Consider the following 25,946-nt stretch of genomic DNA (forward strand, 5'->3'; position numbering starts at 1 on the left):
CCCCTGCTGAGGCGTTTGCCGATGGCAGGGATCCGGAGAGGTGTCCGAGTGGTTGAAGGAGCACGCCTGGAAAGTGTGTAAGCGTCTAAACCGCGCTTCGGGGGTTCGAATCCCCCTCTCTCCGCCAGACAAATGAAGAAGCCGCCCTCTGGGCGGCTTTTTTATTTGGCTGGCGGAGAGCATCGGGCGAGAGAAGCCCTGCCGGGGTTCGACGGTTCTGCAGGAGCAGAACCGGACCGCCGAAGGCGGGTCCCGGGGCGCAGCGCGCACCGGGATCGGGTGCATGGATGCACCCGACAATCCCCCTCTCTCCGCCGGATAACTGAAAAAGGCTGCCTTCGGGCAGCCTTTTTCAGTTATCCGGCTGGGGACGCGAAGTGCGCTGCACGCGCTTCGCCCCAAACGTTGCTGCGCAACGTTCGGGCCCCTCCCCTTGCCGGCCTCTCCCCGCCCCTGTCGGGGCAGCCCCTCAACAGAGGGGCTTGTTGCTCCAGATCCATCAGTGGATCTCCGCCATACGGGGATGCCTGATCGGTTGTACCTCGCAGAAGGCGCTGGCTGGGGACGCGAAGTGCGCTGCGCGCGCTTCGCCCCAAACGTTGCTGCGCAACGTTCGGGCCCCTCCCCTTGCCGGCCTCTCCCCGCCCCTGTCGGGGCAGCCCCTCAACAGAGGGGCTTGTTGCTCCAGATCCATCAATGGATCTCCGCCATGCGGGGACATCTGATCGGTTGTACCTCGCAGAAGCCGCTGGCTGGGGACGCGAAGTGCGCTACGCGCGCTTCGCCCCAAACGTTGCTGCGCAACGTTTGGGCCCCTCCCCTTGCCGGCCTCTCCCCGCCCCTGTCGGGGCAGCCCCTCAACAGAGGGGCTTGTTGCTCCAGATCCATCAATGGATCTCCGCCATGCAGGGACGTCAGACCCACCAGTAGATCCACGCCATGCGTGGATGCCGGGCCGGCCACCCCGCTTCCACGTTTGACGGCCGTCCAACACAGGATCTGCCCTACGTCGCGACACCCCGCCCTTCCTGTCCACGCCCTGACCACTGACCGTGCCGTCGCGATGCAACGACACGCTGGCACTCACTGCCTGTTGCTATGCTCGGGCCACAGGGGATTGATGCCCGCCAACGGGCCGGATGAGGAACATCAACATGCGGTATTTCATGACGAAGCTAGTGATCACCTCCGCCTTGCTGATCGGCAGCGGCACCGCAGTCGCACAAGGCGGCGGCGCGGCGCAGTTCGGCGCATTGGGCGGCACGCATGCAGGCAACGCCCTGGCGTGTGGTGCAACCCCGGAACAGGCGGCCAAGCTGCGCGCGAGCCACAAGGCGCAGGCAAAAACCGTATTCGGCTCAGAAGCGGGCTTCGACCAGGCCTATGACGCGGCCGAAGCGCAGACGCAGAAGAAGATCACCGATGCCTGGAAGAAGGGCCAATACAAGCCCACCAACGAAGTCTGCAACGAATTGATGAAGCAGGTGCGTTCATGATGCAGAAGCACGGATCGACGATGTCCGCAGTTCGCGCGAGCCTGTTGGCCGCCAGCCTGGTGCTGGCACTGGGCGCCTGCAAGCGCGCTGGCGAAGCGCCCGCAGAGGGTGGCGCTTCCCCGGCCGCACCTTCCGGCGCCGCAGCCGAACCATCACCGCAGGCTGCCTCGGCCGGGGGTGGAAGCCAGAAGGCCGCAGCCTTCAATGTTGCCGAGCTGCCCGTATCGCAGGCAACGATCGGCAGCTTCCCCTATCTCGGTCTGCCGCAGGGCTACACCAGCCAGGACGTCGTGGACAGCGAATTCGATCGCGTACCGTTCTGGACCGGAGATCGCGTGGAATGGATTGAAGGCAAGGTTCATTCGTCGGTACTGCAGAGCAGCAGCGATCACCCGTATTCGCAGCTGGAACTCAGCCGCAATGTGCAGAGCCTGGTCGAGGCCCTGGGTGGCAAGCGTATTTTCTCCGGCACCATTCCCGCCGATGCATCGCGTGACATCGGCAACAGCAAGGCCGCCACCACCTATGTCGGCGGCATCGGCGACATCTACAACGAACCCGCAGAAACCTATGTCATCCATCGCGAAGATCGCGATATCTGGATTCACCTGGGCTCGGGTGGAAACTCCGGTGGCCTGCTCGTCGCAGAGACAAAGCCGGTGCAGATCACGGCCAAGGTCATTGAAGCGGACACCCTGAAACAGGCACTGGACAGCAGTGGAAAGGTGTCCATCCAGGTGAACTTCGCAACCGACGCCGCCGAGATCCTGCCCGATTCGGAACCACAGATCGCACAGATCACCCAGCTGTTGAAGGCCGCCCCACAGCTTCGTCTTTCTGTGGAAGGGCACACCGACAACAGTGGCAGCCAATCGCACAACCAGACGCTCTCGCAAGCGCGTGCGGAGTCGGTACGCGCGCGTCTTGTCGGCAGCGGAGTCGCCACTGATCGCTTGACGGCCAAAGGCTATGGCCAGAGCCAGCCGGTCGCCGACAATTCAACCGAAGAAGGGCGTCGCGCCAATCGTCGCGTGGAGCTGGTCAAGCGCTGATATCACCACGACGTTACTGCGCTGAAGCACTCCGGAAAAAGCACATGCCCTGCATGTGCTTTTTTCTTTTCCGCGCCGCGCGGCCATTCGTTTCATTGCAGATCCGGCGAAGTAAATACATTCGAATCCATCGTTCGAATTCAATACGAACGAGGCTCTCCACGCGCCACCGGAACGCGCCAGAATTCCGACACGCCCGGCCACCCGCGTGACATAAATGTGTCAGTTGAATGTTAATTTCTTAACCGAAAATGGGTGCATCTAGCTCAAATTTGACGTGATTATGTGCAGGCAATTGTTAATCTGCAATGCGCATCACATTTTCAAATATTTCATTGCATATCGGAAAAACCTGACTTGTATCGTCAATTTTCTGTCGATAGGCTTGGCCCCGTTCTCGAACAAGCGACAAATTTTCGACGAACCAGGGTGTGAGCTTCCTGTCTTTACCTCGCCCTGCCATTAATCAGGATCCCCCAGCGGACACGCCGAATATCCCGCACACCCGGGAGGATTCCTGCCATCAAGGAGGAAATACATGGAACGCAGCCGTCGTCACATCCGTTTTTCCCGTAAGCAGGCCGGTCAGGGCATGACCGAGTACATCATCATCACCGCGCTGATCGCCATTGCCGCGATCGGAGCCGTCACCTTCTTCGGAGGCACGGTTCGCAGCCAGGTGGCAGGCATGTCGAAAGAGCTTTCCGGCCAGAGCGCGACGCAGTCGATCAACCGCGCCAAGAACCAGGCCAACAGCGCCCAGCAGGAAGCTGACAAGACCAAGGGCATGGACGCGTACAAGAACAAGTAATACCCCAGCCCTGGCGGCATGAAGCCGCCAGGGCCCTCCCAGCATAATCTCCCTGCGTGCACCGAACGCGGCGCGCGACGGGCAGCCATGGCCTCCGGCCCAGGAATTCGTTATGCGCAGCGCATTGGCTTTGGCACGAAGCCGTGCGGCCCGGGGCGTTTCCAGCCACCGAACGGTCGCCGGCCAAGCAATGGTTCTCGGGCTGGCACTCATTCTGGTTCTGTGCATCGGGATTGTCCTGCTGTTCAACACGGGGCAGGTGGTGAACAAGAAGGTGGAGCTGGTCAATGCGGCCGACGCCGCCGCCTACAGCGTTGCGATCCAGCAGGCACGTGCACTGAACTACGCGGCCTACATGAACCGTGCCCGCGTTGCCAACGAAGTGGCCGTGGCGCAGACGATCAGCCTCTATTCGTGGCTGAACCAGATGCACACCACGTCGATCGTCATCCGCACCACGCTGGATGTGCTCTCCGCCATTCCCTACATCGGCGTGGTGTTCAAGGCACTGGCAACCGCCTTCAAGGTCGCCGAACGCATCCTCAAGGCCACCCGCCAGGCGTTCCAGCCTGTCGCGCAGGCGGCCATCATCGCCATCGACAAGCTCAACATGATGTTCGCTGCCTCGGTGCAGCTCGTCATCGAAGGCGTATCACGGCTGGACAGCTACACCATCGCCAAGGATGTGCTGCAGCGGAACTCACCGCAGGCACAGCTGGGCACCATTGGAACCGCGGTGCTCGGCACGCAACTGGCCACGGCCGAGAACCGGCTGCTGCAGCGCTACAGCATTCCCCGCACCGCCAACGGTGGCTCGGCCACGCAGCGCCAGGGTGCCGACCGCTTCCGCAATGTGGTGATGCAGTCGCGTGATGGCTTCAGCAAGAGCCGCAGCGATGATTTCCTCGGCTTCCTGGTGCAGTCCGGCGGCACCGACATGGTCGACTACAACCGATGGGCGGCGCTGGACACCATGGCCGTCGAGCTTCCGCTGCCATGGCCGCTTCCCGATATCGACATTCCGGTCGGCTGGGGCGGTGCGCAGGCCGTGGAAAGCTATCGCAACCAGCGCTTCCTCAATGGCTTCGGCAACGGCAACGGCTGGTACTCGGACTGGGACCGCCGCCGCTACCGCCCGTATGGCGAAGCGGTGCGCCGCAATCGTGGCGCGGCGTGGATTGTCGACCGCAGCCAGGATGCCAACGTGCGCTTCGCCAACGGCCAGCATCGCAAGGCCTTCTTCACCGGCTACAACGGCCTGCGCGACTATCACGACGTCAAGGCCGGGCAGGCACTGCAGCCCTACGCCGAGAATGATCGTGACCGCGACAAGGTCGGCCCGGTCTTCACCATCTATGCCGAGACCGCCGGCACCAGCGCGCGCACCACGTCAGGCGCCGGCATCGGCGCCCCGGCCGGCTCGCAGATGGAACTGCCGGACAAGATGGCCAACAACAAGATCGCGGCGCTCTCCTCCGCGCAGGTGTTCTTCGACCGTCCGGTGCAGCTGCGCATGTTCAGCCGCGATGACCGCAAGCGTGAAACCGGAAACCTGTTCAGTCCTTACTGGCAGGCACGACTGGTCAAGACCGATGCCACCACCAAGGCTGCCCTGGCGGCAGCCGGAGCCCTGATGCCATGACGTTTGCTGTATTCAATCGCCTGCACCTGTCGATCGCCACACTGCTGATCAGCGGCTGTGGCAGCGCGGCGGACAACGGCGAGCCGGCCGCTGCCAGGAACATGCCCGGCATCCATCTTGACCAGATCGCCGAGACCCTGGTGGATGGCCGCAATGCGGCACGCACCAGCTACCAGCAGGCACTGAGCGACTGCCAGGCGGCCGGGCTGCCGACCCGCGCACTGGATGACGCCGATGTCGCCCGCCTGGGGACCGTCCGTTACGAAGCCTGGCTTTCCAGCAAAGAAGAAGTGTTCCGTACCCGCGAGTGGCGCCTGCTCAACGATGGCCCGGCGACCAGTTGCCAGTTCCGCCTGGAGACCACCGGCCTGCAGGAGACCCAGAGCGCCTCCGGCGTGGAGCAGGTCGACCTGGCAACCGGAGAGCGCAGCCAGACACCTGCCGACAGCGACGGGCTCACCCGCTTTGCCGCCGAAGCCGACGAAGGCAGCGCCTCGCCGGGCTTCCAGCGCGCGGGCAACCGCAGAGTCGCTGGCCAGCCGTGCAACGCGTGGAAGGACGAGAACGGACGGTTCAGCCAGTGCGTGTGGTCGGCCGGTGCCAGCTGGGGCTTCACTCCCGGTGCGCTGAACGACTACCGGCCAAGCCGCTACGCCATTGTCCTGGAACAGGAACCCCTGGACGGCAATGGCACCCGCCTGACCACGCAGCGCATGACGGTGGGCCAACCCTTTGAACGCGGCGACCTCGAGGTACCGCGCGAACCGTCCTCCCAACGATGACCTGCTGAGGTAGCCATGGACAGGGAACGCCCATTCCGCGGCGCGCGTCGCCAGCGCGGCCAGAGTCTCACCGAAGTCGCCGTGCTCTGCGCCGTGCTGGTGCCGATCTTCCTGCTGATCCCGATCCTCGCCAAGTACATCCACGCCCGCCAGGCCACCCAGCAGGCCGCGCGCGCGATCGCCTGGGAAGCCACCGTATCACCGGACTACAAACTGCCGGCCAGCGGCCGCCAGCGCGATCTCGCCGTCGACCGCTACTTCGGGCGCGCCAACGACCCCATCGTCAGCCAGGCGCAGACCGGCGCACGCGATGCAGCCGTCGGCGATGTTCTGATGAACACCTTCTCCAACCAGCCGCTGGTACGGCGCGGTGACCTCGCCCTGGTCTCCTACACCAGCACGTCGGCAGGCGGCATGATGAAGAAGATCGGTGACGTGACCTCGATGTTCGGTTCGTTCCCGCCCAACCGCAACGGCCTGACCCAGGCCCAGCTGCGGTTGGATGTGCAGGATCTGAAAAGTGCCAATGGCAGTGCTGCGGCCTACCTGGAACCCTTCGATTCGCTGGGCCTGAAGCTGCAGGCCACCCATGTGGTGCTGGCCGACCCCTGGAATGCCGCCGGTTCCGGGCTCAAGGTCAACTCGTCACGCTCGGTGATCGCGCAGGTCAAGCCGTTGGTGCCGTCCCAGCACATGGCGGGCATCGCCAAGGCGTTTGACGGCCTCTCCGGCATCCCGATGATCGGGACGCTGAGCAGGCTTGATCCCGGTTACATCGCACCCGACGTGGTGCCTGTCGACAAGTTGCCTGCCTATGCGCCGTCGCGTTGACCTCCTGGCGGCACTGGCCGCGCTGCTGTTCGCCTGGCCTGCGCTGGCCGCGTCCTGGCCCGACATTCCCGAGCCCGAGGGTGCGCAGAGCGAGTGGGTGGCCAAGGACATGCTCTACAACGGCCTGCCCATGCGCATCTCGCGCTTCACGTCCACATTGCCGGTGTCGTCCATCGTCAGCTACTACAACCGCGAATGGCCTGGGCAGACCGTGATCAACGAGGTCGGCGGCAAGACCGTGATCGGCCATGCACACGGCGAGTACTACGTGACCATCGAGGTATCGGCCAAGGGCAGTGGCAGCCAGTCACAGATCGGCATTACACGCCTGCTCAAGCGCAAGCCCGATGCGGCGGCCGGCGCCGATTTCCCGAAACCGTCCGGCACCCAGGTGATCAATGACATCTCCTACCTGGATACGCCCGGGCGCAGCCTGTCCATGGAAAGCACGCTGTCTCCCTTCCAGACCGATGCCTTCTACGCCAGCCGCCTTCCCGCGGATGGCTGGAGCCGCAGTTCCGGCCCTGCCGGGTGTTCGATGATCGCGCTGCAGTGCGTTGTCCGCTACAGCAAGGGCAACCAGGAAATGACCATGACCTTCAACCGGCACGAGCAGGGAACCTCGATTGTCGTCAACCAGTCGCAGCACTGAGACCACCGCCATGAGAAAACGCATTCCACCGTCCCTACGCCGCCAGCGCGGGGCCGCATTGATCGAGTACGCCGTGGTCGCTTCCGTCGGTGTCCTGGTCCTGGTCGCCGAGCCGAACATCGTGCTCGAGCTGATCGATTCACTGCGCAAGGCGTACCAGGGGTTCACCTACATGCTGTCGATGGGAGTCGTATGAAGGCGCTCCCGCTGAAAGCCAACCGCAACGTCGTCTTCATCATCATCGCCCTCGCCCTTGGCCTGTTCGCGGCCCTGGTCGCCGTGCGCTACGTGCAGAAGGCGGTGAACGAACGTGCCGCACCGCCGGTGGAAATGGTGCCGGTGGCCGTGCCCAAGACCGACATGGAACCGGGCGGCATCGTCACCGTTGCCGACCTTGCAGTGCGCGAAGTCCCCGCCGACCTGCCGCCTGCCGATGCGATCACGCCGGACAATGTGTCCGAGTACAGCGGCCGCATGCTGCGCGCGCCGATCCGCGAAGGTGCACCGCTGGGTGCCAGTGCACTGGTACCGCTGTACGACCAGTTCTCACGCGTGATCGCCAAGGGCAACGTGGGCTATACCCTTCAGGTGGACGAGACGAACTCGATCTCCGGCATGATCGCCCCCGGGGATCACGTCGACATCCTGCTGACCGTCGAGCAGGAACAAACCGGTGCCCGGGTGCTGCCGCTGCTTGAGGACATCAACGTACTGGCAACCGGCAACCGCGTCGGTGAAACGCCGGCCTCGGAAGACCAGCAGGGCTATTCGAACATCACTCTGGAACTGACACCGGCGCAGGCGCAGCGACTCACGGTCGCTGCCAAGGCGGGTTCGATGCGGGTGATGCTTCGCCAGGTGGAGGATCGTGGTGCGTTCGGCCTCAGTGGCATGACGCAGAGGGAACTGCTCGGCAACGGCACGCAGGGTCGTGCTGGCGTGCAATTCATCATTGGGGGCAAAGGGTCGACGAATGCGCAGCAATAATGGAATCCGCAGCCTCATCGCCGCCACCGCGGCCATCGCTGTTGCCACCGCACCACTGCTGGCCGTGGCACAGACCACTGGCACCCAGCTGACCCCGGTGCCGATTACGGTCGCACCGCGCCCCGCCGTCCAGGCACAGCCGCAGGCAAGCACCAACCATGCACCGGTACCGGGCGGGCAGAGCGCCTTCCCGGCGCCGGTTGCCGATCCCGCCTATCGCACCAGCGCATCGGCCATGCCTGCGGTGCCGCTGCCCACCCGCGCCCGGATCTATGCCGGCCAGGCTGCGGTCTACACGCTGCCCAGCGGGCTCAAGCGCGTGGCCGTCGGTAGTGGCGAGATGCTCGAAGTCACCAACGTCGGCCCACGCGACCTGATCATGATGGGCATGAAGGCCGGCTCCACCACGGTTCACCTGTGGCTGCAGAACGGCAAGCAGTTGCAGGTGCAGGTGGACATCTCCGAGAACGATGCGGTCAGCCTGGCCGAAACCATCCGCACCCTGCTGGCCGATGTGGAAAAGATAAACGTGCATGCCGTCGCCGACCGCGTGGTCATCACCGGCCAGGACATCAATCCGGGGATCGGCAGCCGCATCGATGCGATCCAGAAGATCTACCCGACGGTGTTGAACTTCACTACCGCCGACCCGGTGGGCATGCGCCCGATGGTGCAGATGGACGTGAAGATCATGGAGTTCGACACCAATGCGCTGGAAGAACTCGGCATCCAGTGGGACAACGTGATCCGCGGCCCGGTGGCCGGCATCGTCAAGGATTTCACCAACAACAACTACTACCGCATCAACCCCGAACAGAGCCCGGCCAACGGCGTGCTATTGCCGAACAAGCTGCAGGGAACCCAGGCCTTCTTTGGCATCGCCACGCAGATCGGCTCGGCGATCAACCTGATGATGAACAAGGGCAAGGCGTTCCTGCTGGCCTCGCCTCAACTCAGTGCGCGCAGTGGCGGGCAGGCGAAGTTCCTGGCTGGCGGCGAAGTGCCGATCCCGGTTCCGCAGGGCTTTGGCCAGGTCACCGTCGACTACAAGGAATACGGCATCAAGCTCGACATCGAGCCACTGGTCAACTTCAACGAGGACATCTCCACCCGCATCCTGGCCGAGGTCAGCCGTGTCGATCCGACGGTGACCGTGCAGGGCGTTCCGGGCTTCACCACCCGCCGCACCGAGTCGGAAATCAACGTCCACGCCGGGGAAACCATCGTCATTTCCGGACTGATCGACTCCAGCGCGCAGCAGGATGCCAAGCGCCTGCCGCTGCTGGGCGATATCCCGATCCTGGGAAAGCTGTTCCGCTCCGATGGCTTCCGTGGCAACCGTACCGAGCTGGTGATGTTCGTTACTCCGCGCGTGGTGACGCCGGGCTCGCAGGAAAACCTCGATGGCCTGGAGCGTGCGCGACAGATCCAGGAGCGCGGCCAGCAGGCCATGCCTCGCCGGAACAAAGATTTCGTGCAGTAACCGGAGCCGTCGCATGTTCAACATCCTCATCGACACACCCAATCGCGACCAGCGACGTGTCCGCTGCCTGCACCGTGAATGCGGGATCGGCCGTGGCGATGGCAACCTGGTGGTGCTGCAGGGTTGGAGCATCGCCCAACGCCATGCGGCGCTGAAGCGCGAGGACCAGGGCATCTTCATCGAGAGCCTGGGAGGCCGCTCGCCGGTACTGGTGAATGGCGAACAGGTCAAAGGCAGCCGTGGCCCACTCACCAGCCGTGACCGCGTGCAGATCGGCGACTACCTGCTGCAGGTGGTGGACGACGACCCTCCAGCCGAACCCACCGCCGATGCCGGCAGCTTCAATGCGGGCGCGGCCAACGATGCGCCGGTGGACTCCACGCCTGCACCGACGCCCGCGCCGGCGCAGCCATCCAGCGAACGCCAGTTGGCACGACCGGAGCAGCTGCCGCCGGACATGGCCGTCTATCGTGCAAAGCTGCATGCCTCGCTGGTCAAGCAGATGGACCTGCGCCGGCTCGATGTGCGCAGCATGGATGATGAGTCACTGCGCAACGCCACCATCAAGCTGATCGATGAAGTGATGCAACGGGAGTTCTCCGAGCTGCCCAAGACGATCAACCCGCGCAGGCTGGCCAAGGAAGTGCTCGATGAGGCCATCGGCCTGGGCCCGCTGGAAGACCTGATCGACGATGCGACGGTGACGGAAATCATGGTCAACGCGCACGACCAGATCTTCATTGAACGTGCCGGCAGGATCGAGCGGTCCCCCATTGTTTTCACCAGTGACCGCGCGGTGTTGTCGGCCATCGAACGCATCGTGACGCCCCTCGGTCGTCGCATCGACGAAAGCTCGCCGATGGTCGACGCGCGGCTGAAGGATGGCTCCCGCGTCAACGCCATCATTCCGCCGGTGGCGCTGCGCGGCCCGAGCATCAGCATCCGAAAGTTCGCCAAGCGCAAGCTGGAAGGAAAGGACCTGCTCACGTTCGGCTCGCTCAGCCAGCCGATGCTGGAATTCCTGATCGTTGCGGTGCGCGAACGGCGCAACATCGTCGTTACCGGCGGCACCGGCTCCGGCAAGACCACCCTGCTCAACATCCTTTCCAACTTCATTCCCGATACCGATCGCATCGTCACCATCGAGGACGCGGCCGAACTGAAGCTCGTCCAGCCCAACCTGGTCGCCCTGGAAGCGCGTCCTCCCAACATGGAAGGCAAGGGCCACATTTCCATCCGCGACCTGGTGCGCAACGCGCTGCGCATGCGCCCGGACCGCATCGTGGTCGGCGAGTGCCGCGGCGGCGAAGCACTGGACATGCTGCAGGCCATGAACACCGGCCACGAAGGATCGCTGACCACCGCCCATGCCAACAATCCACGCGAGGCGCTGTCGCGCCTGGAAGTGATGGTCATGATGTCCGGCATGGAACTGCCGATGACGGTGGTGCGCGAGCAGATCTCGTCGGCGGTGGACCTGATCGTGCACCAGAAGCGCTTCCCCTGCGGTTCGCGCAAGGTCAGCCACATCACCGAACTGACCGGCATGGAAAGCGGAACCATCCAGCTGCAGGATGTGTTCCTGTTCAAGGCACGTTCCAGTGCTGGACGCGATGGCAAGGTGGTGGGCGAATTCGTCGCGACCGGTGCAGTGCCGGAGTTCTATGAAGAGCTTGCCGAGCGCGGCGTCGCGGTCGACCTGGACATCTTCCGCGCCGGGGGACGGCGGAATGAGTGACATCCTGCTGATCGCCCTGCTGTGTTTTGCCTGCGTGACAGGCTCGGTACTGCTGCTGGCGCGTGCCAGCTCCGGCTTCATGGACCGCTACCGCGCCAACTTCATGGACCAGGCGCGGGTCAATCTGGCCGACATGTTCCTGTTCGTCGACCCGCGCGTGCTGTTCAGGACCAATGTCCTGATGCTGCTGGCGATCCCCGTGCTGCTGTGGATCATCACCGGTGGCAACCTGCTGCTGCCGATCCTGGCCCTGATCCTGCTGGCCGTAGCGCCCCGCAAGATCTACCTGTGGCTGAAGCAGCGCCGCCTCGACCAGATCCAGCAGCAGTTGCCTGATGGCCTGCTGATGCTGGCCGGCAGCCTCAAGGCCGGCGTCGGCTTCAATCCTGCGCTGGAAGCACTGGCCCATGATGGCCTGCCTCCGCTGGCCCAGGAGCTGGCACTGGTGCTGCGCGAGCAGCACATGGGCGTGCGCACGGAGGAGGCGCTGGACAACTTCGCCGCCCGCGTACCCATCGCCGACGTGAAGCTGTTCGTGGCCGCCGTCAGCATTTCGCGCGAGGTCGGTGGCAATCTCGCCGAAAGCCTGTCCACGCTCGCCGAAACGCTGCGGCGCAAGCTCATCATGGAAGGCAAGGTCAAGGCACTCACCGCGCAGGGGCGCCTGCAGGGCATCGTCATGGCAATGCTCCCGGCCGGTCTTGTCGGCTTCCTCGTGCTGTTCTATCCGGAAACGATGAATCCCATGTTCCATACCTTCATCGGCTGGTGCGTCATGGGCCTGATCGGGGTACTGGAATACCTCGGCTACCGCATGTGCCGCAAAATCATGACGATCGATATATGAACGCCCTGCTCATCCTGGTCGCACTGCTTGCCGCTGCCGCTGTTGGGCTGCTTGCATTCGCGCTGCGCGGACTGGTGCAGTCGGTCGAGGTGGACCAGCGCAACTACCAGGATCCGCTGCCACTGCTGCTGCGCATCCTGTGGCCCTTGATCACGGTCGCTACGCGCCTGGCCGGGCCGCGCCTGTCCTCGGCGCAGCTGGAGCGCGCGCACCGCAGCCTGCAGTCGGCCGGCCAGGACTTCGTGCTGTCACCGGAAGAACTGTATGGCGCACGCATCGTTTCCGCCGCCGTGGCCAGTACCTTCCTGCTGCTCACCATCATCCTGCTGGGCCGGTTCGGAGTCGGCTCCGTGCTGATGGCCCTGGCATTCGGCGCACCGTTCGGCTGGATGTATCCCACGCTGTGGCTGGGCGAACGGCGGAAAGCGCGCTCCAAGCACGTGATCCGCGACCTGCCCATCTTCCTCGACTTCATCACCATGGCCGTCGAAGCGGGCCTGAACATCACCGGTGCGATCGAGCAGTCCGTCGACAAGGGGCCGCCCGGACCGCTGTCACAGGAGTTCTCGCGCATGCTGCGTGACCTGCGCGCGGGCCTTCCGCGCGCCGAAGCACTGCGACGCATGTCCGATCGCGCCGACATCTCCCAGTTGACCAGCTTCACCAGCGCCTTGATCCAGGCCGACCGGGTGGGTGCCAGCCTCAGCGACACGCTGCGCTCGCAGGCCATGCAGCGCCGCGAAGAGCGCTTCCTTCGTGCCGAGAAGCTGGCCCTGGAAGCACCGGTGAAGATGATGCTACCGCTGGTGCTGTTCTTCTTCCCCCTGATCTTCGTCGTCCTGGCCTACTTCATCTTCCTGCAGATGAAGCAGCAGGGAATCCTGTGAGGCTCCGTACATGAGAACCGGCGCCCTGATCCGCGACCACCAGCAACTGCTCAGCTGCGTCTGGCACGCCGATCGCTGGCACCAGCGGCTGCGCGGCCTGCTGTTGCGCGCGCCACTCCAGCCCGGGCAGGGCCTGCTGATAACCCCCTGCTCGAGCGTGCACACGCTGGCGATGGGGTATCCGCTCGACCTGTTGTTCCTGGACCGCGATCAGCGCGCTGTTGGCTGGCGCGAGGCCGTGCGCCCCTGGCGCGGCGCCTGGTGTCGCGGCGCCTACTCCACCCTGGAAATGCCGGCGGACAGCCTCAGGCATATCGCTCCAGTGCTGGGCGAAACGTTCCAATGGTGCCCTTCTCCGCCTGCGGCACCGCCATCCACGAGGGCGTTGCAATGAAGCACATCCGCACATCCATCGGCCGTCAGCGTGGCCAGTCGCTGCTTGAATTCTGCATCGTGGTTCCGGCCTTCATCTTCCTCGTCCTGGTCATCTTCCAGTTCGTCCTGATCTATCGCGCAAAGTCGCTGCTGGATTTCGCAACGCTGCAGGCCGCACGTGCCGGCGCGGTCAGTGGCGTCAGTCATTCAGAGATGCGCAGCGCACTGGAAATGGCAATGGCTCCGTTGTACGCAACCTCGCCGGACGCCGCCGGTGCCGTCGCCGCCCGCGCCAAGGTCGCCCTGCTGTGGAAGAACCCGTTGCTGTCGCCGAAGATCGAGGTCATCTCGCCCAGCCGCGCGGCGTACAACGAATTCCGCGAGCGCCAGTTCGATGGGCGCTATGCATTGCCGAACGACAACCTTGCCTTCCGCGATGCGCGCGTCGGCAGCAGCCGTGTCAGCGTGCAGGACGCCAACATCCTCAAGATCAAGGTCACCTATCCGATGCCCCTGATCGTTCCCTTTGCCGACCGGGTGATCGCCGGCCTTTCAGATCTGGTCAGCGAAGGCGACAGTTTCCGCCCGGCCTCGATGCTGATCGAGGACCCGATCACCGGCCATCGCCGCATGCCGATCGAGTCCTATGCGATCGTCCGCATGCAGAGCCCCGTACATGACAGCAACAACCTGGCGCGCTGACATGCGGGTGCTGCTGGCCAGCCTGCTGATGGCAGCAACCTGGGCCGTCGCCGCGCAATCCACGGACGATGCCGAAAGCGAACCTCCACAGGCACGACTGCTCGCGCGCGCCTATGGCCTGGGCCCGCTCGGTCCCAATGCGCCTGGCGGTGAAGTAGAGGTCGAGATCCGCTTGCGCGGGCCGGCCATCCGCATCGACTTCCGCGGCAGCAATGCGCCTGATGCATGGCTGACCACCCAGGGCCAACGCGGCCGGGCATGGTTGGTAAGCGAACGTGGCAACTACACGCTGCCGGTCGCCGACGCCAGTGGTCCCTACTGGTACGATCCCGCCGCACCATGCCAGACGATCGGCGGGCGCTGCTCACCCGCACCCGGCGAGTTCATCCTGGGCCGTCTCGCTGCCGGCTGGCGCTATGACAACGCGCATGGCCCTGATGGCACCACCTCCGGCACATTGTGGATCGATACCCGCACCGGCCTGCTGCTGGGCTACCGCGGACGCACCGGCAACCAGCGTACCGAGCGCGGCCTGCGGGTTACCGAGGTCACTTTCGATGAGGTGCCTTCGAGCCTGTTCGACCCGCCCGCCGGGTTGCGCCGACGCACTCAGGATGCGGCGAACTGAGCGGCCTGCGCGACGCGGCGGCACCGTCGCGCCGCAACAAGTAGATCCACGCAGCGCGTGGATCTACCGTTGGCCCGCTCCCCTTAGAAGCCTACCCGCAGGTTGATCTGCCCACCCACATCGCGACGGCCATCACCATGCTGGCCCTGCACGAACATCGACAGCTGGCTGCTGCGACCCAGGCCGACCGCCACACCCACCTGGCTGACCAGTGCGTTGCGTGCCATCACCGCGCTGTAGACATCGAAGGCATCACCACCGACCGCGAAGCGGTTGCGGCTGGCCACATCGGTGTCACCCGATGCATGCTGCCAGCCCAGGCCGACGGTCAGCTGCGCCGGGAAGCGCTCGCCGCTGCCCACGTCCCAGCGGCCGCGCACGCCCACCGTGCTGACGTTGAGCGTGTCCTTGCCGCCTTCCAGCACCAGTGCGGCACTGCCGCCCTGCTCCACCGCACGATCACTGTCGACCCAGTGCCTGGTGAACTGCACGTACGGCTGCAGCTGGGTCCTGCCGTGGGTCCAGGTCCAGCTGCTCTCCACCTGCGCGATGGTCACGTCCGAATCCTGGCGGCTGTACAAGGTCTGGCTCAGCAGCGGCACCTCACGCGTGGTGCGCGTGCGGTAGTCACCGCGCGACACGCTGCCACCGACCGCGAAGCCGTTGTTCCATTGTCCCTGTGCATACAGGCCGAACGTGTTGCCACGCAGGCGGGCCCGCGAACTGCGATCGTACAGGCGCGTATCCAGCCGTTCGTTGCCGGCCGCTGCACCCAGCACCACGTGTTCACCCAGCTGCCAGTCCACGCCCGCCATTACCGCATTGCGGTTGGAACGGATCTCATCACCGTTGCCATCCCCATCCTGCTTGAACACCTTGCCGCTGCCGGCCAACCAGGCCGAGGCGCGCTCGCCACGCACGGTCGGCAGCTCACTGCCCAGGCGCTGGCGGATGCCCTCTTCCAGGTAGTTGTCGTACAGCAGCACCGCGCGACTGGCCGCGTGCACTTCACCGGAAAGCTGGTCGAATGCGCTGCGCGCAGTGCCGGCGTCATACATCAGCACCGTGTTGTACAGGCCCAGCGCCGCACCACTCTGCGGCAGGCTGTCCAGCGCTGCGGCGGTGTTGTACTGGTTGCGCGTGTTGGCCACGGTGGTGAACGCCGCCGTCTGCGCCACGTCGATCTGCAGGTTGGCCGTGTTGGCGGTGTAGACCGGGGTGATGGTCAGGAAGGCCGACGGCGAGGTCGCCGAGGCGAACTGCCCACTCACGCCACCGCCTGCATTGACCACCGTGTACTGCTGGCCCTGCTGGTAGCTGGTGCTGGGCGAAATGGTATTCACCTGCACCGTGCTGCCTCCCACGTTGGCGCTGCCGCCCACCTGCACCGTGTCGCTGCCGCTGGCGCCCAGATCAATGCCCAGCGTGCTGCCCGGCGACAGGGTCAGGTTGCCACCCACCGTGATCGTGCCGGTGCCATTGCCTGCGCCGCTGCCGTTGCCCGGGCCATTGCCCGGCGACAGCACGCCGCCGCTGGACACCATCACGCCGCCGCCGGTGCCACCAATGGTGCCGGTGCCGGACAGCGTGGTACCGCTGCCGATGGTCCACTGGCCGCCGATGGTGCCGGTGACATTCAGGCCACCACCGGTGACCTGGCCGGTGCCGCTGAAACCACCACTGTTGCCGCCGAGATTCAGGCCACCCGGGCCGGCCTGCACGATGCTGCCGCCGCCGCTGATGCTGCCGCCCAGTGTGGTGGTGCCGCCGGTGTTGATCACCAGGCCACCGTTGTTGGTGATGTTGCCGGTGATCGAGCCGCTGGCCCCGCCGTTTCCGACCTGCACGGTGCCACCGGCATTGATGGTGGTGCCGCCGGTGTAGGTGTTGTTGCCCGTCAGGGTCACGGTGCCGGTGCCGGCCTGGGTCAGGCCGCCGCTGCCGCTGATGGTGCCACCCACCGTGGTGTTGCCACCCACGTTGAACACCAGGCTGCCGTTGTTGCTGACGTTGCCGGTGATCGCACCGCTCGCGCCACCATTGCCGACCTGCAGCGTGCCACCGGCGTTGATGGTGGTACCGCCGGTATAGGTGTTGTTGCCGGTCAGGGTCACGGTACCTGCGCCGGCCTGGGTCAGGCCGCCGCTGCCGCTGATGGCGCCACCGACGGTGGTGTTGCCACCCACGTTGAACACCAGACTGCCGTTGTTGGTCACACTGCCGCCGATCGCACCGCTGGCGCCGCCATTGCCGACCTGCAGGGTGCCACCGGCGTTGATGGTGGTCGGGCCGGTATAGGTGTTGTTGCCGGTCAGGGTCAGCGTGCCGCTGCCAGCCTGGGTCAGGCCGCCACTGCCGCTGATGGTGCCGCCCAGCGTGGTGTTGCCGGCCACGTTGGACAGCAGCGTGCCATTGTTGGTCACATCGCCGACGATCGAGCCCGTCGCACCGCCATTGCCCAGCTGCAGCGTGCCGCCGGCATTGATGGTGGTACCGCCGGTGTAGGTGTTGTTGCCGGTCAGCAGCAGCGTACCGCTGCCGGCCTGGGTCAGGCCGCCACTGCCGCTGATGGTGCCGCCCAGCGCGGTGTTGCCGGCCACGTTGGAAATCAACGCACCATTGTTGGTGATGTCACCGGCAATGGAGCCGGTCGCACCGCCGTTGCCCACCTGCAGCGTGCCGCCGGCATTGATGGTGGTGCCGCCCGTGTAGGTGTTGTTGCCAACCAGGGTCAGCACGCCGCTGCCGGCCTGGGTCAGGCCACCACTGCCACTGATCGCGCCGCCGACGGTGGTGTTGCCCGCGACGTCGAAGACCAGGCTGCCGTTGTTGGCGACATTGCCGGTGATCGCGCCGGTCGCACCGCCATTGCCCACCTGCAGCGTGCCACCGGCATTGATGGTGGTACCACCGGTATAGGTGTTGTTGCCGGTCAGGGTCAGCGTGCCACTGCCGGCCTGGGTCAGGCCACCACCGCCGCTGATGGTGCCGCCCAGCGTGGTGTTGCCGGCCACGTTGGATACCAGCGCGCCGTTGTTGGTGATGTCGCCAACGATCGCACCGGTCGCACCACCGTTGCCCACCTGCAACGTGCCGCCGGCATTGATGGTGGTGCCGCCGGTGTAGGTGTTGTTGCCGGTCAGCACCAGCGTGCCGCTGCCGGCCTGGGTCAGGCCGCCGCTGCCACTGACCACCGCACCCACGGTTGCCGTCGTGCCCAGGTTGTAGACCAGGCTGCCATTGTTGGTGATGTCGCCCAGCACCGAACCGGTGCTGCCGCCGTTGCCGATCTGCAGCGTACTGCCACCATTGATGGTGGTGCCGCCGGTATAGGTGTTGGCGCCGCTCAGGGTCAGCGTGCCGGTACCGCTCTGAACCAGGCCGCCGGTGCCACTGAGCACGCCGCCGAAGACGGTGCTGCCATTGTTGCCGCCGGTGGTCAGGGTTGCACCGCCCAGCACCACGCTGGATCCGGTCACACCCGCCAGGCCGCCGATGCTCTGGCTGCCACCTGCGCTGATATCCAGCGTACCGGCACCGGTCAGGTTGACCGTGCTGGCACCGGACAGGCTGCCACCGGCCGCCACCGCCAATGTGCCGCTGTTGATGGTGGTGGTGCCGGTGTAGGTGCTGGCACCGCCCAGGGTGACCGTTGCCGCGCCATCCTTGAGCAGGCCGCCGGCACCGCTGATTGCACCATTCAACGTCAGCGGATTGCTGCCCGCCAGGGTCAGCGTGCCGCTGCTCAACTGCACGGTGTTGGCCAGCGTCAGCGCGCTGGTGGCGTCCAGGCTGGCGTCGCCGCCCACGGTCAGCGTGCCGGTGCCCAGTGCAGCGTTGTCGCCCAGGGCAAGGCCGCCGGCGTTGAGTGCCACGCCGCCGCTGAACGTATTGCTGCCACTCAGGGTCTGCACACCCGCGCCGTTCTTCACCAGGCCACCCGTGCCACCAATGGTGCCGGCGAACGTCGTATTGCCGACGCCGCCGAGGGTGAGCGTGCTGGTGCCCAGCGCCACGGCCGAGCCAGCCACGCCGGCCAGTGAACCGATCGTCTGCGCGCCGCCCGCGCTGATGTCGAAGGCGGTACCAGCATTGGCCAGGTTCACCGCGCCGGTTGCCGCCAGGCTGCCGCCTGCGCCGATCGCCAGCGTGCCGGCGTTGATGGTGGTACCCCCGGTGAAGGTGTTGGTGCCGGTCAGCGTCTGGGTCCCCGAACCTTCCTTGATCAGGCCGCCGGAGCCGGCCACCGAACCACTGAACGTGCCGTTGGTGGCGTCTCCGATCGTCAGCGTGTTGGCGCCCAGGTTCACCGTACCGTTTCCGATCAGGGTGCCGAACTGCTGCGTGCCGCTGCCCGCCGACAGGTCGAAGGTCGCCCCCGAAGCCAGGTTGACGACGCCGCTGGCGTGCAGGCTCGCGCCCGCGCCCAATGCCAACGTACCGGCGTTGATGTTGGTGCCACCGGTGTAGGTGTTGATGCCGTTCAAGGTCAGCGTTGCGGCACCTTCCTTGGTCAAGCTGCCGGTGCCACTCAGGCTGCCGTTGAGGGTGAGGTTGTTGCTGCCGAGTACAGTCAACCCATTGTTGAGGATGAAGTTGTTGGCGAGCGTCACCGCCGTGTTCGAATCGAGCGTGGCATTGCCCCCCACCGTGACCGCGCCGGTGCCCAGCGCAGCATTGTTGCCGACCACCAGGCCACCGGCATTGAGCGTTACCCCACCACTGAAGGTGCTCGCGCCATTGAGCGTCTGCACGCCGGCGCCGTTCTTGATCAGGCCACCGTTGCCGCTGATCGCGCCGTTGAAGGTGCTGTCCACCGTGCCGCCCAGGCTCAGCGTGCTGCCACCGAGTGCCACCGTGCTGCCGGCCACGCCGGCCAGCGAACCGATGGTCTGGTTGCCCGCAGAGATATCGAGGGTACCGGCACCTGCCAGGTTCACCGCACCGGTCGACGCCAGGCTGCCGCCGGCGCTGATCGCCAGCGTGCCGTTGTTGATGGTGGTACCACCGGTGTAGGTGTTGGCACCGCTCAGCGTGACGGTGGCCGCACCGTCCTTGATCAGGCCGCCGGTACCGGAAATCACACCGCCCAGTGTCAGCGCCTGGCTGCCGAGCAGGTCGAGGTTGGCGCCCGCTGCAAGCCCGATGTTGTTGGCCAGATTGACGCCTGTCGATGCATCCAGCGTCGCGTTGCCGCCCACCGTCAGCGTACCGGTGCCGAGCGCAGCGTTGTTGCCGACCACCAGGCCACCGCCGTTGAGTGCAACGCCACCACTGAACAGATTGGCGCCACCCAGCGTGAGGATGCCGGCGCCATTCTTGACCAGGCCACCGGTGCCGGAAATCGCACCGTCGAACACGCTGTTGGTGATGCCGCCGAGAATCAGCGACTGCGCGCCCAGGCTGACCGTGGAGCCGCTCACGCCGGCCAGCGAACCAATCGTCTGGCTGGCGCCGGACGACGAGATGTCGAAGCCGGTTCCCGCCGCAGTGAGCGTCACCGCCCCGTCCGCAGCCAGGCTGCCACCCGGGCCAATCGCCAGCGTGCCGGCGTTGATGAAGGTGCCGCCGGTATAGGTATTGGTACCGGTCAGCGTTTCGATGCCCGAACCGACCTTGGTCAGGCCACCGGTGCCTGCGATCGAGCCACTGAACGTGCCATTGGTGGCACCGCCGACTTCGATCGAGTTGGCACCGAGGTTCACCGTACCGTTGCCGACCAGGGTGCCGAACACCTGCGTGCCGCTGCCGGCAGACAGATCCAGCGTGGCGCCGGTGGCGAGGTTCACGGTACCGCTTGCCGCCAGGCTCGCACCGGCACCCAGCGCCAGCGTGCCGGCGTTGATGTTGGTGCCACCGGTGTAGGTATTGATCCCGTTCAAGGTCAGCGTCGCGACGCCATTCTTGGTCAGGCTGCCAGCCCCGGAAAGGACGCCGTTGAGTGTCAGCGCATTGCTGCCGAGCACGGTCAGCCCGGCATTGAGGGCGATGTTGTTGGCCAGCGTTGCCTGGCCGGTGGTGTCCAGCGTGGCGGCACCGCCGACGGTCAACGCACCCGTACCCAGCGCCGCGTCATTGCCGAGCACCAGCCCGCCTGCGTTGAGCGTCACGCCGCCGCCAAACGTGTTGGCACCTGACAACGTCTGCACGCCTGCGCCCACTTTCACCAGGCCGCCGCCACCACTGATCACGCCATCGAACGCGGCGTTGCTGGCGGTTCCGAACGTCAATGAATTTCCGCCCAGCGCCAGCGTGCTTCCGCCCACGCCATTGAGTGCACCGATGGTCTGGCTGCCACTGGCACCGGAGATATCGAAGCCAGCGCCTGCGCCCAGCGTGACATCACCCGCCGCGGCCAGGCTGCCGCCCGTGCCCAGCGCCAGCGTGCCGGCATTGATGGTGGTACCGCCGGTGTAGGTGTTGGCACCGGACAACGTCAGCGTGGTAGCGCCGTTCTTGATCAGGCTGCCGTTGCCACCGATCACACCCGACAACGTCAGCGCATTGCTGCCCGGCAATGTCAGTGCGACACCCGAGCCCAACGTGACCGCATTGCCGAGCGTCGCTGCAGCACTCGCGTCCAGCGTGGTGCTGGCCGTCACCGCCAGCGTGCCGGAACCCAGCGCTCCGTCGGCGCCGACCACCAGGCCACCACCGTTCAAGGTCAGGCCGCCACCGAAGGTATTGGTGTTGTTGAGCGTCAGCAGGCCCGTACCGTTCTTGATCAGGCTGCCGCTGCCGGCCACCACGCCTGCAAGGGTGAGATCGTTGCTGCCGCCCAGCGTCAGCTGCGTACCCCCGCCGAAGTTCACGGCGTTGGCCAGAGTCAGTGCCGTCGTTCCGTCCAGGCTGACGTTGCCGCCGATGCCCAGCGTGCCCGTGCCCAGCGCCCCCGAATTCCCGAGGATCAGGCCACCGGCATCAAGCGCGACACCGCCACTGAAGGTATTGGCACCGGACAGCGTCTGCACGCCAGTACCGACCTTGATCAGCCCACCGCTGCCATCGATGACACCGGCAAAGCTGCCATTGCTGGCGCCACCGAAAGTGAGGGTCTGCGTGCCCAGTGCCACATGGCTGCCGGCGATGCCGTTCAACGCGCCGATCGTCTGCCCGGCCCCGGCCGCGGAGATGTCCAGCGTCGCTCCGGCACCGGCGAGGTCCACCGCACCGGTTGCGGCCAGGCTGCCACCGGCGCCAAGCGCGAGCGTGCCGGCATTGACCGTGGCACCGCCCAGGAAGGTATTCGCACCGGACAGCGTCAGCGTCGAGGCGCCGTTCTTGATCAGGCCACCGGCTCCTCCCACCACGCCGGTCAGAGTGAGGTTGTTGCTGCCCGGCAGGGTCAGCGTGTTGGCGCCCAGGTTCACCGCATTGGCCAGCGAAACCGCGGCTCCCGCATCCAGCGAAACATTGCCGCCGATGTTCAGCGCCCCCGTGCCGAGCGCACCGTTGGCGCCGACCGACACGCTGCCCGCGTTCAACGCAAGGCCACCACTGAAGGTATTGCTGTTGTTCAATGACAGAATGCCGCTACCGGTCTTGATCAGGCCACCGGTGCCGGTGACCAGTCCGCCCAGCGCGACGTTCTGGTTGCTCACCAGGCTCAGCTGCGCACCGGTGTCGAGATCGATGGCGTTGCCCAGGTTCAACGCCACCGAACTGTCGAGGGTGGCGTTTGCACCGACTGCAAGCAGTCCGGTTCCCAGCGCGCCGGCATTGCCCAGCGTCAGGCCGCCGCCATTGAGCACCAGGCCGCCGGTGAATGCATTGGCACCGTTGAGCGTGAGCGTGCTGGCACCGTTCTTGACCAGGCCGCCCGCACCGGAAACCACCCCGCCGAGCGTGATCGCCTGCGAACCCGGCAGCGACAACACGGCCCCACTACCCAGGGTCACATTGTTGGCCAGGCTCAGCGCCGCGCTGCCATCAAGCGACGCACTGCCGCTCACGTTCAGGGCACCCGTGCCAAGCGCGCCGCCATTGCCAAGCAGCAACCCGCCCGCGTTGAGATTCACTCCCCCGCTGAAGGTGTTGGTGCCACTCAAGGTCAGCAGCGAGGCACCGTTCTTGGTCAGGCTGCCAGTGCCGGTGATGTTGCCGCCCAAGGTGAGGTTCTGGCTGCCCGGCAAGGTCAACGCCGCGCCCAGATTGATGGCATTGGCCAGGTTCAATGCCGCGCTGCCATCGAGCGAACTGTTGCCGCTGACCGTCAACGCCCCGCTGCCGATCGCACTGTTGTTGCCCAGCAGCAGGCCGCCCGCCGTCAGATTCACGCCCCCACTGAAGGTGTTGGCCCCGCTCAGGGTCTGGATGCCCGTCCCCTGCTTGACCAGGCCGCCGGTACCACCGATCACGCCCGCGAACGTCTGGTTGGTGGCATCACCGAAGGTGAGCGTGCTGCTGCCCAGCGTCACCGTGCTGCCGGCGATACCGGACAGCGCGCCGATGGTCTGGTTGCCGCCGAGCGAGATGTCCAGGTCCGCGCCAACGCCGGCCAGGCTGACCGCACCCCCGGCCGCCAGGCTTCCGCCGCTGCCCACCGCAACCTTGCCGGCATTGATCGCCAGGCCGCCGGTGAAGGTATTCGCCCCCCCCAGCGTCAGCGTGGCGGCACCGTTCTTGACCAGGCTGCCGGTGCCACCGATGGCGCCGCCCAGCGTCAGCGCATTGCTGCCCAGTACATTCAGCAGGCCACCTGCACCGAGGTTGATGCCATTGCCCACGCTCAGCGCCGCGCTGGCATCGAGCGTTGTCGCACCGCCGACATTCAGCGCGCCGGTTCCGAGCGCGCCGGCATTGCCCAGGACCAGGCCACCGGCATTGAGCGCCAGCCCACCACCAAAGGTATTTGCACCGTTGAGTGTCAGCGTGCTCGCCCCACTCTTCACCAGGCTGCCGGTGCCACCGATCACGCCGTTGAACGTCAGCGCCTGGTTACCGAGCAGATTCAGGCTGGCACCCGAACCGAGGTTGACTGCATTGGTCAGCGTCAGCGCCGTAGTGCCGTCGAGTGTAGTGTTGCCGCCAACCGAGAGCGCACCGCTGCCCAGCGCGGCAGCATTGCCCAGCAGCAGGCCACCGGCGTTGAGTGCTACGCCGCCACTGAGGTTGTTCACGCCCGACAAGGTCTGCACGCCGGTGCCCAGCTTGACCAGGCCACCCGTGCCTGCGGCGAACGTGCCGCTGTAGCTGGTATTGCCCAGCCCGGCGAGGGTGAGCGTGTGGCTGCCCAGGTTGACCGAACCGCCGAGGCCCGCCAGCGAACCGATGGTCTGGTTGGCGGCTGCCGACAGGTCCAGGGTGGTGCCGACGCCGACCGTGATCGCACCGGTGGGCGACAGGCTGCCGCCCGCGCCCAGCGCCAACGCGCCCCCGGCCAGGTTGAAGTTGCCGGTCAGCGAATTGGCGCCGTTCAAGGTCAGCGTGCCGGCACCGTTCTTGGTCAGGTTGCCGGCACCGGAGATCGAACCGTTCAATGACAACGCATTGCTGCCCAGCAGGTTCAACGAGCCCCCGCCATTGATCACCAGATTGTTGCCCAGGCTGAAGCCCGCCGTCGTATCCAGCGAAGCGCTGCCACCGACGGTCAGGTTGCCGCTACCCAGTGCACCGGCATTGCCCAGTACCAGCCCGCCGGCATTGAGGTTGACGCCGCCGGAGAACAGGTTTGCGCCGCCGAGAGTAACGATGCCGGTGTTGTTGACCGTCAGCCCGCCAGCGCCTGAAAGCACTCCGCCCAGACCGAATGCATTGGTTCCGGACAGAGACAGATTGCCACCGAGGCTGAAAGCGTTGGCCAGGTTCAGACCGGCCGTGGAAGATGCGATGGCACCGCCGTTGGCGGTGAACAGCCCTGTGCCGAAGGAAGCGGCATTGTTGAAGTTGACCAGGCCATCGTTGAGCGTCGTCGGCCCGGTTCCGCCCCATGCGCCCTGCAGGTTCCACGTGCCGCTGTTGACGGTCAGCCTCTGGAAATTGAGGTACTGGTTCCAGCCCAGCGTGGTCACTGCACCGCCGGTACCGGCCCCCGGACCGCTGACGACGTTCTGCAGCACCAGCGTGTTGCTGGCGGCGCCGGCGCCCACGCCGGCATTGACCGTGCCTGCGGCGGCGAGCGAAACCGAAATACCACCCAGTACATCAATTCCCGCCGAGGCCCCGGCCCCGTTCGCCACACTGGACCCGGACACGGCGGTAAAGGTATTCCCCTGCGCTGAATCACCGAGGTAGACACTGCCGGTGATCGTGCCACTGTTGTTGACCGAGTTGCCCAGCGTCGAGCCGGCCAATCCGACCCGCCCGGTAATCCCGCCGCTGTTGCTCAGGACCGTCTGTGCGCCACCGTAGCTGACGATGGCCGGCGCGTCGGCCGTGCCGAGCCCGCCCAGCAGGAAATTCATGTTGACGGTGCCGGCATTGTTGATCGTGGTGACACCGCCTGCGCCATTCTGCACGGACAGCGCGCGGCCATTCGCGCCCAGCAGGGAGCCAATATCAATGAAGCCCTGAAGCGTGCCGGTCGCGCTGTTGGTAACGCTGATCGCCTGGCCACTGGCATTGCCCAGCACCGCGCCGGAGGCAGCAAAGAGGCCGACATTGGTGCCGATCGTGCCGTTGTTGGTGAGCTGGATGCCATTGCCGCTCAACGTCATCGAATTCCCCAGGCCAGCGGTACTTCCTACGTTCGCGCCAGCTGCCACGGTCACCTGGACACCATTGGTGGCGTCGACGAAATTGTTGGTGGTTCCGGTGCAGGTGATGGTCGGGCCCGGTGTCGTGCACGCCGCGAATGCCGATCCACTGGCCAGCGTGGCCGCCAGTGCCACCGCCAGCTGATGCGCCCGCAGTCGCGGTGGCCGCTTCGCGGTAGCCGCACTTCCGCCAGGATTCTGGGCGACCTCCGAAGCAACCTGCATTACGCCGAGGGCGCGATTGAAAACCAGACGGTAAATGCGGTTCATCGGTAAATCTCCCTGAAAAGACCGGATGGCACTGCGGGCAGTTTTTTTGAAGACGATGCGGCCCATCCC

The 25,946-nt window shown here is 65.6% G+C and carries 17 protein-coding genes and 1 tRNA gene; 17 read left to right on the forward strand and 1 reads right to left on the reverse strand.

Translation table 11 applies throughout. The annotated features are described in order from the left end of the window. The first annotated feature begins 34 nt into the window (after positions 1 to 34). From DFO63_RS14075 to DFO63_RS14155, 17 genes are all read left to right on the forward strand, one after another. Positions 35 to 127, forward strand: a tRNA-Ser gene (locus DFO63_RS14075). Positions 128 to 1,139: 1,012 nt separating this feature from the next. Then, complete coding sequence (locus DFO63_RS14080; protein WP_101765008.1) at positions 1,140 to 1,496, forward strand: hypothetical protein; 357 nt, start codon at positions 1,140 to 1,142, stop codon at positions 1,494 to 1,496. A gap of 20 nt (positions 1,497 to 1,516) precedes the next feature. Next, complete coding sequence (locus tag DFO63_RS14085) at positions 1,517 to 2,548, forward strand: OmpA family protein (protein ID WP_259337432.1); 1,032 nt, start codon at positions 1,517 to 1,519, stop codon at positions 2,546 to 2,548. A gap of 538 nt (positions 2,549 to 3,086) precedes the next feature. Beyond that, the gene (locus tag DFO63_RS14090) at positions 3,087 to 3,359 is read left to right on the forward strand and encodes a hypothetical protein (protein ID WP_014036176.1); all 273 of its coding nucleotides are present in this window, start codon (positions 3,087 to 3,089) and stop codon (positions 3,357 to 3,359) included. A 190-nt stretch (positions 3,360 to 3,549) separates the two neighbouring features. After that, positions 3,550 to 5,001 (forward strand): pilus assembly protein TadG-related protein, encoded by a 1,452-nt coding sequence (locus tag DFO63_RS14095; protein WP_119007225.1) that lies wholly within the window; start codon positions 3,550 to 3,552, stop codon positions 4,999 to 5,001. After that, complete coding sequence (locus DFO63_RS14100) at positions 4,998 to 5,783, forward strand: hypothetical protein (RefSeq protein ID WP_119007226.1); 786 nt, start codon at positions 4,998 to 5,000, stop codon at positions 5,781 to 5,783. Before DFO63_RS14095 ends, DFO63_RS14100 begins: the two co-directional genes overlap by 4 nt. Positions 5,784 to 5,798: 15 nt before the next feature. Then, positions 5,799 to 6,614 (forward strand): hypothetical protein, encoded by an 816-nt coding sequence (locus DFO63_RS14105; RefSeq protein ID WP_014036173.1) that lies wholly within the window; start codon positions 5,799 to 5,801, stop codon positions 6,612 to 6,614. Then, positions 6,598 to 7,266: a hypothetical protein gene (locus tag DFO63_RS14110; protein ID WP_119007227.1), complete on the forward strand. Its 669-nt coding sequence runs from the start codon at positions 6,598 to 6,600 to the stop codon at positions 7,264 to 7,266. Before DFO63_RS14105 ends, DFO63_RS14110 begins: the two co-directional genes overlap by 17 nt. Before the next feature lie 10 nt (positions 7,267 to 7,276). After that, on the forward strand, positions 7,277 to 7,462 hold the full coding sequence (locus DFO63_RS14115; protein ID WP_014646171.1) for a hypothetical protein: 186 nt from the start codon (positions 7,277 to 7,279) through the stop codon (positions 7,460 to 7,462). Beyond that, the gene (gene cpaB, locus DFO63_RS14120; RefSeq protein ID WP_119007228.1) at positions 7,459 to 8,253 is read left to right on the forward strand and encodes a Flp pilus assembly protein CpaB; all 795 of its coding nucleotides are present in this window, start codon (positions 7,459 to 7,461) and stop codon (positions 8,251 to 8,253) included. The genes DFO63_RS14115 and cpaB overlap by 4 nt, the downstream gene beginning before the upstream one ends. Beyond that, the gene (locus DFO63_RS14125) at positions 8,240 to 9,736 is read left to right on the forward strand and encodes a pilus assembly protein N-terminal domain-containing protein (RefSeq protein WP_049446648.1); all 1,497 of its coding nucleotides are present in this window, start codon (positions 8,240 to 8,242) and stop codon (positions 9,734 to 9,736) included. The genes cpaB and DFO63_RS14125 overlap by 14 nt, the downstream gene beginning before the upstream one ends. Before the next feature lie 13 nt (positions 9,737 to 9,749). Beyond that, complete coding sequence (locus DFO63_RS14130; RefSeq protein WP_119007229.1) at positions 9,750 to 11,474, forward strand: ATPase, T2SS/T4P/T4SS family; 1,725 nt, start codon at positions 9,750 to 9,752, stop codon at positions 11,472 to 11,474. Next, entirely contained in the window at positions 11,467 to 12,321 is an 855-nt protein-coding gene (locus DFO63_RS14135; RefSeq protein ID WP_119007230.1) for a type II secretion system F family protein, read from the forward strand. The genes DFO63_RS14130 and DFO63_RS14135 overlap by 8 nt, the downstream gene beginning before the upstream one ends. Continuing rightward, the gene (locus tag DFO63_RS14140; protein ID WP_014036166.1) at positions 12,318 to 13,208 is read left to right on the forward strand and encodes a type II secretion system F family protein; all 891 of its coding nucleotides are present in this window, start codon (positions 12,318 to 12,320) and stop codon (positions 13,206 to 13,208) included. Before DFO63_RS14135 ends, DFO63_RS14140 begins: the two co-directional genes overlap by 4 nt. Before the next feature lie 10 nt (positions 13,209 to 13,218). Beyond that, positions 13,219 to 13,602, forward strand: coding sequence for a DUF192 domain-containing protein (locus tag DFO63_RS14145; protein WP_119007231.1), 384 nt, complete (start codon positions 13,219 to 13,221; stop codon positions 13,600 to 13,602). Continuing rightward, positions 13,599 to 14,285, forward strand: a complete 687-nt coding sequence (locus DFO63_RS14150; protein WP_182474426.1) for a TadE family protein — start codon at positions 13,599 to 13,601, stop codon at positions 14,283 to 14,285. Before DFO63_RS14145 ends, DFO63_RS14150 begins: the two co-directional genes overlap by 4 nt. Next, complete coding sequence (locus DFO63_RS14155; protein WP_259337433.1) at positions 14,260 to 14,913, forward strand: hypothetical protein; 654 nt, start codon at positions 14,260 to 14,262, stop codon at positions 14,911 to 14,913. The genes DFO63_RS14150 and DFO63_RS14155 overlap by 26 nt, the downstream gene beginning before the upstream one ends. A gap of 83 nt (positions 14,914 to 14,996) precedes the next feature. Here DFO63_RS14155 and DFO63_RS14160 read toward each other — a convergent pair whose 3' ends face one another. After that, the gene (locus DFO63_RS14160) at positions 14,997 to 25,877 is read right to left on the reverse strand and encodes an autotransporter-associated beta strand repeat-containing protein (protein ID WP_119007234.1); all 10,881 of its coding nucleotides are present in this window, start codon (positions 25,875 to 25,877) and stop codon (positions 14,997 to 14,999) included. Positions 25,878 to 25,946: the final 69 nt, after the last annotated feature.

The sequence above is a fragment of the Stenotrophomonas sp. AG209 genome (assembly GCF_003550055.1).
GTDB lineage: Bacteria > Pseudomonadota > Gammaproteobacteria > Xanthomonadales > Xanthomonadaceae > Stenotrophomonas.

Excerpts from the sequence above, each read along its gene's own strand:
- DFO63_RS14080 (WP_101765008.1), top strand. The coding sequence starts at position 1,140 with ATGAGGAACATCAACATGCGGTATTTCATGACGAAGCTAGTGATCACC.
- DFO63_RS14085 (WP_259337432.1), top strand. The coding sequence starts at position 1,517 with ATGTCCGCAGTTCGCGCGAGCCTGTTGGCCGCCAGCCTGGTGCTGGCA.
- DFO63_RS14090 (WP_014036176.1), top strand. The coding sequence starts at position 3,087 with ATGGAACGCAGCCGTCGTCACATCCGTTTTTCCCGTAAGCAGGCCGGT.
- DFO63_RS14095 (WP_119007225.1), top strand. The coding sequence starts at position 3,550 with ATGGTTCTCGGGCTGGCACTCATTCTGGTTCTGTGCATCGGGATTGTC.
- DFO63_RS14100 (WP_119007226.1), top strand. The coding sequence starts at position 4,998 with ATGACGTTTGCTGTATTCAATCGCCTGCACCTGTCGATCGCCACACTG.
- DFO63_RS14105 (WP_014036173.1), top strand. The coding sequence starts at position 5,799 with ATGGACAGGGAACGCCCATTCCGCGGCGCGCGTCGCCAGCGCGGCCAG.
- DFO63_RS14110 (WP_119007227.1), top strand. The coding sequence starts at position 6,598 with ATGCGCCGTCGCGTTGACCTCCTGGCGGCACTGGCCGCGCTGCTGTTC.
- DFO63_RS14115 (WP_014646171.1), top strand. The coding sequence starts at position 7,277 with ATGAGAAAACGCATTCCACCGTCCCTACGCCGCCAGCGCGGGGCCGCA.
- cpaB (WP_119007228.1), top strand. The coding sequence starts at position 7,459 with ATGAAGGCGCTCCCGCTGAAAGCCAACCGCAACGTCGTCTTCATCATC.
- DFO63_RS14125 (WP_049446648.1), top strand. The coding sequence starts at position 8,240 with ATGCGCAGCAATAATGGAATCCGCAGCCTCATCGCCGCCACCGCGGCC.
- DFO63_RS14130 (WP_119007229.1), top strand. The coding sequence starts at position 9,750 with ATGTTCAACATCCTCATCGACACACCCAATCGCGACCAGCGACGTGTC.
- DFO63_RS14135 (WP_119007230.1), top strand. The coding sequence starts at position 11,467 with ATGAGTGACATCCTGCTGATCGCCCTGCTGTGTTTTGCCTGCGTGACA.
- DFO63_RS14140 (WP_014036166.1), top strand. The coding sequence starts at position 12,318 with ATGAACGCCCTGCTCATCCTGGTCGCACTGCTTGCCGCTGCCGCTGTT.
- DFO63_RS14145 (WP_119007231.1), top strand. The coding sequence starts at position 13,219 with ATGAGAACCGGCGCCCTGATCCGCGACCACCAGCAACTGCTCAGCTGC.
- DFO63_RS14150 (WP_182474426.1), top strand. The coding sequence starts at position 13,599 with ATGAAGCACATCCGCACATCCATCGGCCGTCAGCGTGGCCAGTCGCTG.
- DFO63_RS14155 (WP_259337433.1), top strand. The coding sequence starts at position 14,260 with ATGACAGCAACAACCTGGCGCGCTGACATGCGGGTGCTGCTGGCCAGC.
- DFO63_RS14160 (WP_119007234.1), bottom strand. The coding sequence starts at position 25,877 with ATGAACCGCATTTACCGTCTGGTTTTCAATCGCGCCCTCGGCGTAATG.